This is a genomic window from Rhodococcoides kyotonense, assembly GCF_900188125.1.
Lineage (GTDB): Bacteria > Actinomycetota > Actinomycetes > Mycobacteriales > Mycobacteriaceae > Rhodococcoides > Rhodococcoides kyotonense.
Genome location: NZ_FZOW01000039.1, coordinates 1 through 9,316 on the forward strand (window position 1 = coordinate 1; position 9,316 = coordinate 9,316).

Below are 9,316 nucleotides of genomic sequence, written 5' to 3' on the forward strand. Positions count from 1 at the left end.
GTCGACGAGTTGGCGCCGACGCGTTCGACGGATCATTCGCCGTTGTTCCAGGTGTTGCTCGAGTTCCAGAACAACGAACGTGCGCACCTCGAACTCCCCGGTCTCGCAGTGTCGTTCGAGGAGATCGCTACCGGGACGACCAAGTTCGATCTGCAGCTGCGAGTCGACGAGGCTCCGACGGATTCGGGCGCATCGCATGCTGCGTTCACGTACTCGACCGAACTGTTCGACGCGTCGACGATCGAGAGTTTCGTCGACCGCTTCCTGCGTCTGCTGCGATCGGTGTGCGATGCGCCGACCGTGCCGCTACACGAACTGGACATGCTGTCGGCTCGTGAACGCGCGCTGGTCCTTCACGACTGGAACGCCACGAGTCACCCGTTGCCCGTCGCAGTGGGGGAGGATCCGACTCTGGTCAGTTTGTTCGACCTGCAGGTATCGCGTAGTCCGTACTCGATCGCTGTGGTGTTCGACGACGAGCACGTCACGTACCAGGAGTTCGACGATCGATCCAATCAACTTGCACGGCATCTTGTTTCGCTGGGAGTCGGGCCCGAGACGCACGTCGGACTCGCAGTGCGCCGCTCGACGGACCTGCTCGTCGGCATGTACGCGATCATCAAGGCCGGCGGTGCATACGTGCCGATCGACCCGGACCATCCGATCGACCGTTCCGCGTATGTCATCGACAGCGCCGATCCGATCTGCATCGTCACCACGAGCCGTGACTGGATCAACGTTCCCGTCGCGACTCCCGTGTTGGCCCTCGACCTCATCGACGTCTCGGATCGCGACACCGCTCCGCTGACGTCGGCCGAGCGCCTCGGTGAGATCACCGGCCGGAACACGGCATACGTCATCTACACGTCGGGATCGACGGGCCGCCCCAAAGGTGTTGCCGTCACCCACGACGCGATCGCGAATCGTCTTCTGTGGATGCAGAACCAGTACCATCTCGAGCCGTCGGACAACGTGCTGCAGAAGACACCCGCGACGTTCGACGTGTCCGTGTGGGAATTCTTCTGGCCCTTGCAAGTCGGAGCGAAGCTGGTCGTGGCAGCTCCCGACGGTCATCGCGACCCCGACTACTTGTCGAGACTGATTCTGCGCGAACGCATCACGACGGTGCACTTCGTGCCGTCGATGCTGTCCGTCTTCACCGAAGGCGCACGCGCGGACGACTGCGTATCGCTCCGATTCGTCTTCTGCAGTGGCGAGGCACTACCGCCCGCCACCGTGTCGGCGTTCTCGCAGTTCGCCGACGCCGAACTCCATAATCTGTACGGGCCGACCGAAGCAGCGGTCGACGTCACTCATTATCAGTGCGCCACACTCGATCCCACGGTCGTCCCCATCGGAGCCCCGGTGTGGAACACGCAGGTCTACGTGCTGGACGGTTCGCTGAAGCCTGCGCCCGTCGGTTCTCCGGGAGAGCTCTATCTCGCGGGCGTGCAGTTGGCGCGCGGTTACGTCGGTCGTGGAGACCTCACGGCGGACCGATTCGTCGCTAACCCGTTCGGCGATACGGGATCACGTCTGTATCGCACCGGCGATCTCGTGCGGTGGCGGTCGGACGGCAATCTCGAGTACATCGGACGCACCGACTTCCAGGTCAAATTGCGGGGGCTTCGCATCGAGCTGCCCGAGATCGAGGCCGCGCTGCTCCGAGACGAATCCGTCGCGCAGGCGGTTGCGTTGGTCCACAGTGATTCTGTGACAGGGGAGCACCTGCTCGCCTACGTCGTGCCCGCCCGTGACACGGAGTTCGACGCGACCGCGTTGGCTGCGTCCGTCGCGACGTCGCTTCCGGCGTACATGGTGCCGTCGCTCGTCGTCGAGCTCGATGCTTTCCCGCTGAATGCGAGCGGAAAACTCGATCGAAAGCTCTTGCCCGAGCCCGAGTTCGGCACCTTCGACACCGAAGTGGTGTCGCCGGAGAACCCGGTCGAGGAAATCATCGCCGCGGAGGTCGCAGACCTCCTCGGTGTGCCGATGGTGGGAGTGACACACAACTTCTTCGAGGTCGGTGGCAACTCTCTCGTCGCGATGCGGCTCGTCGCCCGTGTCAACGCGGCGTTGTCCACTCGCTTGACGGTGCGCGATCTGTTCGATGCTCCGACGGTGCGCGGTCTCGCCGCGGTCGTCGAGTCCCAGGATCATCGGACCGATACGGGTCCGGTGCTCGCGCCGATGGAACGTGGTGCGTCCGTGCCGCTTTCCCTTGCGCAGCAGCGCATGTGGTTCATCAACCAGTACGACACGGCGTCGTCCGCGTACAACGTCGCATTCGCGATGCGCATGACGGGCAGTGTGGACATCGAGGCTCTCCGGAGCGCGGTCCGTGACGTCGTCGATCGACACGAATCGCTGCGCACGGTGTTCCCACTGACCGACGACGGACCGGTGCAGACCGTTCTGGAACCCCACCAGGTGGTGCCGGACCTCGAGCCTGTGTTCGCGACGTCGGAGGACGAGGCGCTTCGTCTCGTTGCCGAGGTCACCGGTGAGGGTTTCGATGTCTCGCTCGCCGTTCCGGTCCGGGCACGGCTGATCCGTCTCGGCGACGAGGAGCACGTGCTGGCATTCGTCGTGCACCACATCTCGTCCGACGGTTTCTCGACCGCGCCGCTCGCTCGCGATCTCATCGTCGCCTACAGCGCACGTGTGCACGGAAACGCTCCCAACGTTGCGCCACTCGCGGTCCAGTACGCCGATTACGCGCTGTGGCAGCGTGCATTCCTCGGATCCGAATCCGATCCGGCGTCGTTGATGTCGACGCAGTTGGCATTCTGGGTCGACGCGTTGGCGGGTGCCCCTGAGGTCATCGAGCTGCCTCTCGATCGCCCACGACCGAACGACCCGTCGTTCCGCGGAGCGAAAGTCGACTTCACGTTGGACCCCGAGCTGCATCGCCGGATGACGTCGCTGGCGTCGTCGCGTGATTCCAGCGTGTTCATGATCGTGCACGCCGCTCTGGACGTACTGCTGTCGGCACTGTCGGGCACCGAGGACATCTCGGTCGGTACACCCATTTCCGGCCGTGGTGACGCGGCACTCGACGACATCGTCGGAATGTTCGTCAACACACTCGTGCTCCGCACCGAGGTGGCGCAGTCGAGTTCGTTCGAGGATCTGCTCGACGTCGTGCGAAGCACCGACCTCGAAGCATTCACGCATGCCGACGTTCCGTTCGAACGCGTCGTGGATCGTCTGGATCCGGTGCGTACGCCTGCGTACACGCCGCTGTTCCAGGTCATGCTGGAGTTCCAGCACACAGCACGGCCCAACATCACGTTGCCGGGCCTCGAAGTCGACAGCATGGAACTTGTCGACGACATCGCCAATTTCGATCTACAACTGACCATTTCGGAATCGTTCGACACGTCGGGACAGCCGGCGGGCATCACCGCGTCGTTCCGGTACGCGACCGATCTGTTCGACCCCGATTCGGTGACCGGCTTCGCGACTCGGTACGAGTCGATCCTGCGCGCCGTGACGCGCGACCCTGCCGTCGTCGTGGGCGACATCGACCTCTTGACCGCCGACGAGCGCTCCGCGCTGGCTCCCGTACGCGGCGCGGCGGCGATGCCGGAGCGTCTGCTCGGGGAAATCCTGTCCGACGCCGTCGCAGTGGCAGGAATCGATGCGCCCGCGATCGAATTCGAGGACGTCACCGTCTCGTACGGCGAACTCGATTCTCGCTCCTCGCAATTGGCGCGTGTACTCGTGGGCCGCGGAGTCGGACCCGATACGTTCGTCGCCCTTGCGCTGCCGCGATCCGCGGACACCATCGTCGCGATCTGGGCGACGGCCAAAGCGGGCGCCGCATTCCTCCCTGTCGATCCGACCTATCCGACCGACCGCATTCGGCACATGCTGACCGATTCGGGGGCACTGATCGGCCTCACGACGACAGAGCATGCCGTCACGCTGAGGGGCCTGTCGTCCGAAGACGATTCCCACAGCACCACGTGGCTCGTTCTCGGCGACGACGCGACCGAGGGTGCACTTCGGGCGGACATCGCCGCCGAGTCGCCCGCACCGGTCACCGACGCGGACCGCATTCGGCCGTTGCGTCTCGACGACGCGGCCTACCTGATCTACACGTCGGGTTCGACGGGCGTGCCCAAGGGTGTGCTGGTGACTCATCGCGGCCTCGCCAACCTCGCGGCCGAGGAGCAACAGAGGTTCGGTGTCGTGCCGCAGTCTCGGACACTGGCGTTCGCGTCTCCGAGCTTCGACGCGTCCATCCTCGAGTTCGTGCTGGCGTTCGGCAGTGCTGCGACGATGGTCGTCGCGCCGCCGAGTCTGTACGGCGGTGGGGAATTGTCGCGCCTTCTCGAAGACAAGAAGGTCACCCATGCTTTCGTGACACCCGCCGCACTCGCGTCGGTCGATCCGACGGGCCTGCGCCATCTCGACGTCATCGCCACCGGCGGCGACGCGTGCTCACCCGAACTGGTTGCACGGTGGGCGCCGGGCCGGAAGATGTTCAACGCGTACGGTCCGACCGAGGCGACGATCTTCTCGTCGATCTCCGGTGAGCTGCGTGCCGGTTCGCCGGTCGACATCGGTGCACCGACAACAGGATTCGCCGAGGTAGTTCTCGACCGTCGGCTCAACCCGGTTCCGGTGGGTGTTCCGGGGGAGCTGTACCTTGCCGGTCCCGCGTTGGCACGCGGCTATCACGGTCGACTCGCTCTGACGAGCGAACGTTTCGTGGCGAATCCGTTCGCATCGGATGGATCGCGGATGTACCGAACGGGCGACGTCGTCCGGTGGACTGCTTCGGGTGCACTCGAATTCGTCGGTCGCAGCGATTTCCAGGTCAAGGTGCGTGGATTCCGCATCGAGTTGGGAGAGATCGACAGCGCACTGGCTGCGCATCCCTCCATCGAGTTCGTCACCACCGTCGGTGCAACCGGCCCCGCAGGCAACACGGTCCTCGTCGCATACGTACTGCCCGCGCACGGTCGGTCCGTCGACAGTCGTGCACTGCGCGATCATGTCGCCGGCTCTCTTCCGAGCCATATGGTTCCGACAGCATTCGTCGAGCTGGAGTCCATTCCGCTGACCCCTGCGGGCAAACTCGACCGTCGCGCACTTCCCGAACCGACGTTCGACAACCGATCCGAGTCGTCCCGTGAGGCGAGCACCGAGATCGAGAAGCTTCTTGCCGAGTTGTTCTCGGAGGTTCTGCAGCTCGAGCACGTCGGGGTCGACGACTCGTTCTTCGCACTCGGCGGCGACAGCATCATGTCCATCCAGCTCGTGTCCCGTGCGAAGGCTGCGGGAATCGTGTTGTCTCCACGAGATGTGTTCGAGCGCAAGACGGTTGCGGCGCTGGCCGAGGTCGCGTTGGCCGCGTCCGACGAGGACGTCGTGGTGCTCGACGAACTCCCGGGCGGCGGTATCGGAGACGTGCCGCTGACGCCGATCGTGTCGTGGATGATCGAGCGCACGCCCGTGTTCGACCGTCACACACAGACCGCACTGCTGACGCTGCCTGCGGACATCGATCGCTCCACTCTGGAGCGCACGATTCAGGCGGTACTGGACCACCACGACATGCTGCGCGGACGTCTGCAGCACGTGGACGGTTCGTGGTCGATGGACGTTCGATCGGTGGGAACCGTGGTCGCGGCAGACATCCTTCACCGCGCCGACATGGAATCCACCACGGCCGCAGTCGAATTGGATCGTGCAGCACGTCTGCTCGATCCCGCGGCAGGGTCGATGATCCAGTTCGTCTGGTTCGATGCGGCGGAATCGTCTCGCCTGCTGATCGTGGCGCATCACCTCGTCGTCGACGGCGTATCCTGGCGAATCCTGGTGCCGGACATGGGAACCGCATGGTCGCAGATCGTGGCCGGCGACGAACCGGCTCTGCTTCCCGTCGGGACGTCGATGCGCAGATGGGCGCACGGCCTCACAGAGGTAGTCGAAGACCGACGCGACGAGCTGCCGATGTGGCAGAAGACCCTGGCAGGGGAGGATCCACTCGTCGGATCGCGTGCGCTCAATTCCGATGTCGACGTGCACAGCACGGTCGATCGAGTCGAGGTCGAGCTGCCTGCCGACGTCACCGACGACCTGCTCACCACGATCCCCGAGGCCTTCCACGGCAGTGTCAACGACGGCCTCATGGCAGCACTCGTGCTGGCGGTAGCAGCGTGGCGTCGCGATCGAGGAATCGAAGCGCGTGACACGCTCGTCACTCTCGAAGGCCACGGCCGTGAGGATCAGATCGTGCCCGGTGCCGATCTGTCGAGAACGATCGGCTGGTTCACGACAATCTTCCCGGTCCGAGTCGACACCTCGGCACTCGATCTCGACGACGCCCTTGCGGGCGGTCCGTCAGCCGGTCGGCTGATCAAGGCCGTCAAGGAACGGCTTCTCGGAGTGCCCGATCACGGTATCGGATTCGGCATGCTGCGCTACCTCGACGACGAGTCGAGCGCAACGCTCGCAGCGTTCCCGGCGCCGCAGATCAGTTTCAACTACCTCGGGCGATACAGCACGGCCGTTCCCGACGGTCTTCGTGACGTCGGGTGGTTGCCGGTCGACAGCGACGAGATCGGAGACGTCCAGAATTCGGAGCTGCCGGTTGCCGCGGCACTCGACATCAACGCAGTCACGACGACGGACGACGACGGCAGCGCTCGACTGAAGGCCACCTTCGCGTTCCCGACCGGAGTGCTCGATCGCGACGACGTCGACGCCCTCACCGCGTTGTGGTCGCGGGCACTGACGTCGTTCGCACAGCATGCGCGTCGCGCAGGGTCGGGTGGCTTCACGCCGTCCGATCTCGATCTGGTCCGCCTGGACCAGACCGCCATCGAGGACGTGGAAGCCCGGTACCCGGGCGTCGCCGACATCTGGTCGATGTCCCCACTACAGGCCGGCCTGCTCTTCCACGCAGAATTGTCCGATCAGTCCGTCGACGCATACCTCGTGCAGCTGATCATGACATTGACGGGGACCGTCGACGAGGCACGATTCCGTGCGGCGACGACCAAGCTTCTGGACCGCCACGCAAACCTGCGAACGTCGTTCGTACACAACATCGACGGCGACTCGCTGCAGGTCGTCGAGGGACGCGTCGATGTACCATGGACGTCGATCGACCTCACGTCGCTGCCCGAGGACGAGCGCGAGATCGAACTGGCCCGAATCCTGACGGCCGACCGCGGACGACGATTCAACATGGCCGAAGCGCCATTGTTGCGATTCATGTTGATCTCCGTGACTCCGACGGAGTGGCGCCTGATTCTGACGAACCACCACATCCTGATCGACGGATGGTCCACACCGTTGCTGGTCCGTGAGCTCTTGACGCTGTACGCCACGGACGGTGACGACTCGGTGCTCCCGCGCGTGCCTGCGTACCGGGACTACCTCACATGGATGAGCCGTCGGGACCACGGCGCAGCGCGGGACGCCTGGCTGTCCGCGTTGTCCGGGCTCTCGGAGCCGACGTTGCTGACGCCGGTCGAGAGCCGCAGGCAGGAATCGACTCGCGCCGGTCGGAAGCTGACGTCGTTGTCGACGGAGGACACCGAGCGGCTGCGGGCGTTCGCGCGAGTCCACGGCGTCACGCTCAACACTCTGGTCCAGGCAGCGTGGGGCACCGTCCTCGCGACGCTGACAGGACGCGACGACGTGCTGTTCGGCGCGACGGTGTCCGGCCGTCCGCCGGAGATCAACGACATCGAGTCGATGATCGGCCTGTTCATCAACACTCTTCCGGTTCGTGTCACCATCGATCCACGGGAAAGCTTGGGCGACTTCATCACTCGCGTGCAGAGCGAGCAGGCAGGACTTCTCGATCATCACTATCTGGGTCTGACGGAAATCCAACGCGTCGTGGGACCCGTCGTCGCGTTCGACACGTTGACGGTCTTCGAGTCCTACCCGATGGACCGCGCCGGACTGACGACCGAGACCGACATCGTCGGGATGCGCGTCGCGGACATCGTCGACGGCAGCGACACCGCTCAGTACCCGATGACGCTCGTCGCGATGGTCGACGACCGGTTGCACATCGAGGCGAAGTACCTACCCGAACTGTTCGACGCCGAGTCGGTCGAGAAGATCGTCGGTCGGATCTCGCGAGTCCTGCACGCATTCGCGACGACGCCCGATCTGTCGATGGGTCGACTGGATCTGCTGTCCGAGACCGAGCGTGCGGCGTTGGTGCCGGTGCGTGGTGGGGTGTCGGTGGGTGTGCGGTTGTTGCCGGAGATCTTGTCCGCGGCGGTCGATAGTGCGGGTGTCGATGGTGTGGCGTTGGTGTCGGGTGGGGTGTCGGTGTCGTATGGGGAGTTGGATGCGGCGTCGTCTCGTTTGGCGCGGTTGTTGATTTCTCGTGATGTGGGTCCTGGTTCTTTTGTTGCGTTGGCGTTGTCGCGGTCGGTGTCGTCGGTGACGGCGGTGTGGGCGGTGGCGAAGGCGGGTGGTGCTTTTCTGCCGGTGGATCCGTCGTATCCGGTGGATCGTATTGCGCACATGCTGAACGACTCCGGTGTGACGACCGGTGTGACGGTAGCCGCGCATCGCTCGGTCCTGGCAGAGGCCACCGACACGGTCGGCTGGATCACCTTGGACGACACCGTCGTTCACGACGAACTCGACACTCTCTCCGGCAGTGGCGTCGTAGACTCCGATCGGTTCGCGCCGCTTCGGCCTGCCGATGCTGCCTATCTGATCTACACGTCCGGTTCGACGGGCGTGCCCAAGGGCGTCGTCGTCACGCATGCCGGTCTGAGTAACTTCGCCGAGCAGGAGCGAACCCGTTTCGAGGTCACGGCCGACTCTCGCGTGTTGGCCTTCGCGTCACCCAGTTTCGACGCCAGTGTGCTCGAGTTGCTGTTCGCGTTCGGTAGTGGCGCGACGATGGTGATCGCGCCGACGGATGTGTACGGCGGTGCGGAGTTGGCGTCGTTGTTGGCTGCGGAGGGTGTGACGCATGCGTTCGTGACGCCTGCGGCGTTGGCGTCGGTGGATCCTGCGGGTCTCGAGGATCTGCGTGTGGTGGCGACCGGTGGTGAGGCGTGTGGTCCTGAGTTGGTCGAGCGCTGGGCGCCTGGGCGAAAGATGTTCAACGCCTACGGCCCCACGGAAGCGACCATCGTCGCCACGCTCAGCACCGAGCTGCACCCGGGCGTACCGGTGGAGATCGGAAGCCCGGTTCTCGGTTCGGCCGTACTCGTCCTCGACGCGCGGTTGCAGCCGGTTCCGGTGGGTGTTGCGGGTGAGTTGTATCTGGCGGGTCCGGGGTTGGCGCGTGGGTATCACGATCGGGCTGGGTTGAGTG

Annotated in this window: 1 protein-coding gene; it reads left to right on the forward strand. The window is 64.6% G+C overall.

Translation table 11 applies throughout. The features are described 5' to 3' along the window. On the forward strand, positions 1-9,316 hold a 9,316-nt coding region (locus CHB96_RS29250; protein WP_141136605.1), incomplete at both ends, for a non-ribosomal peptide synthetase.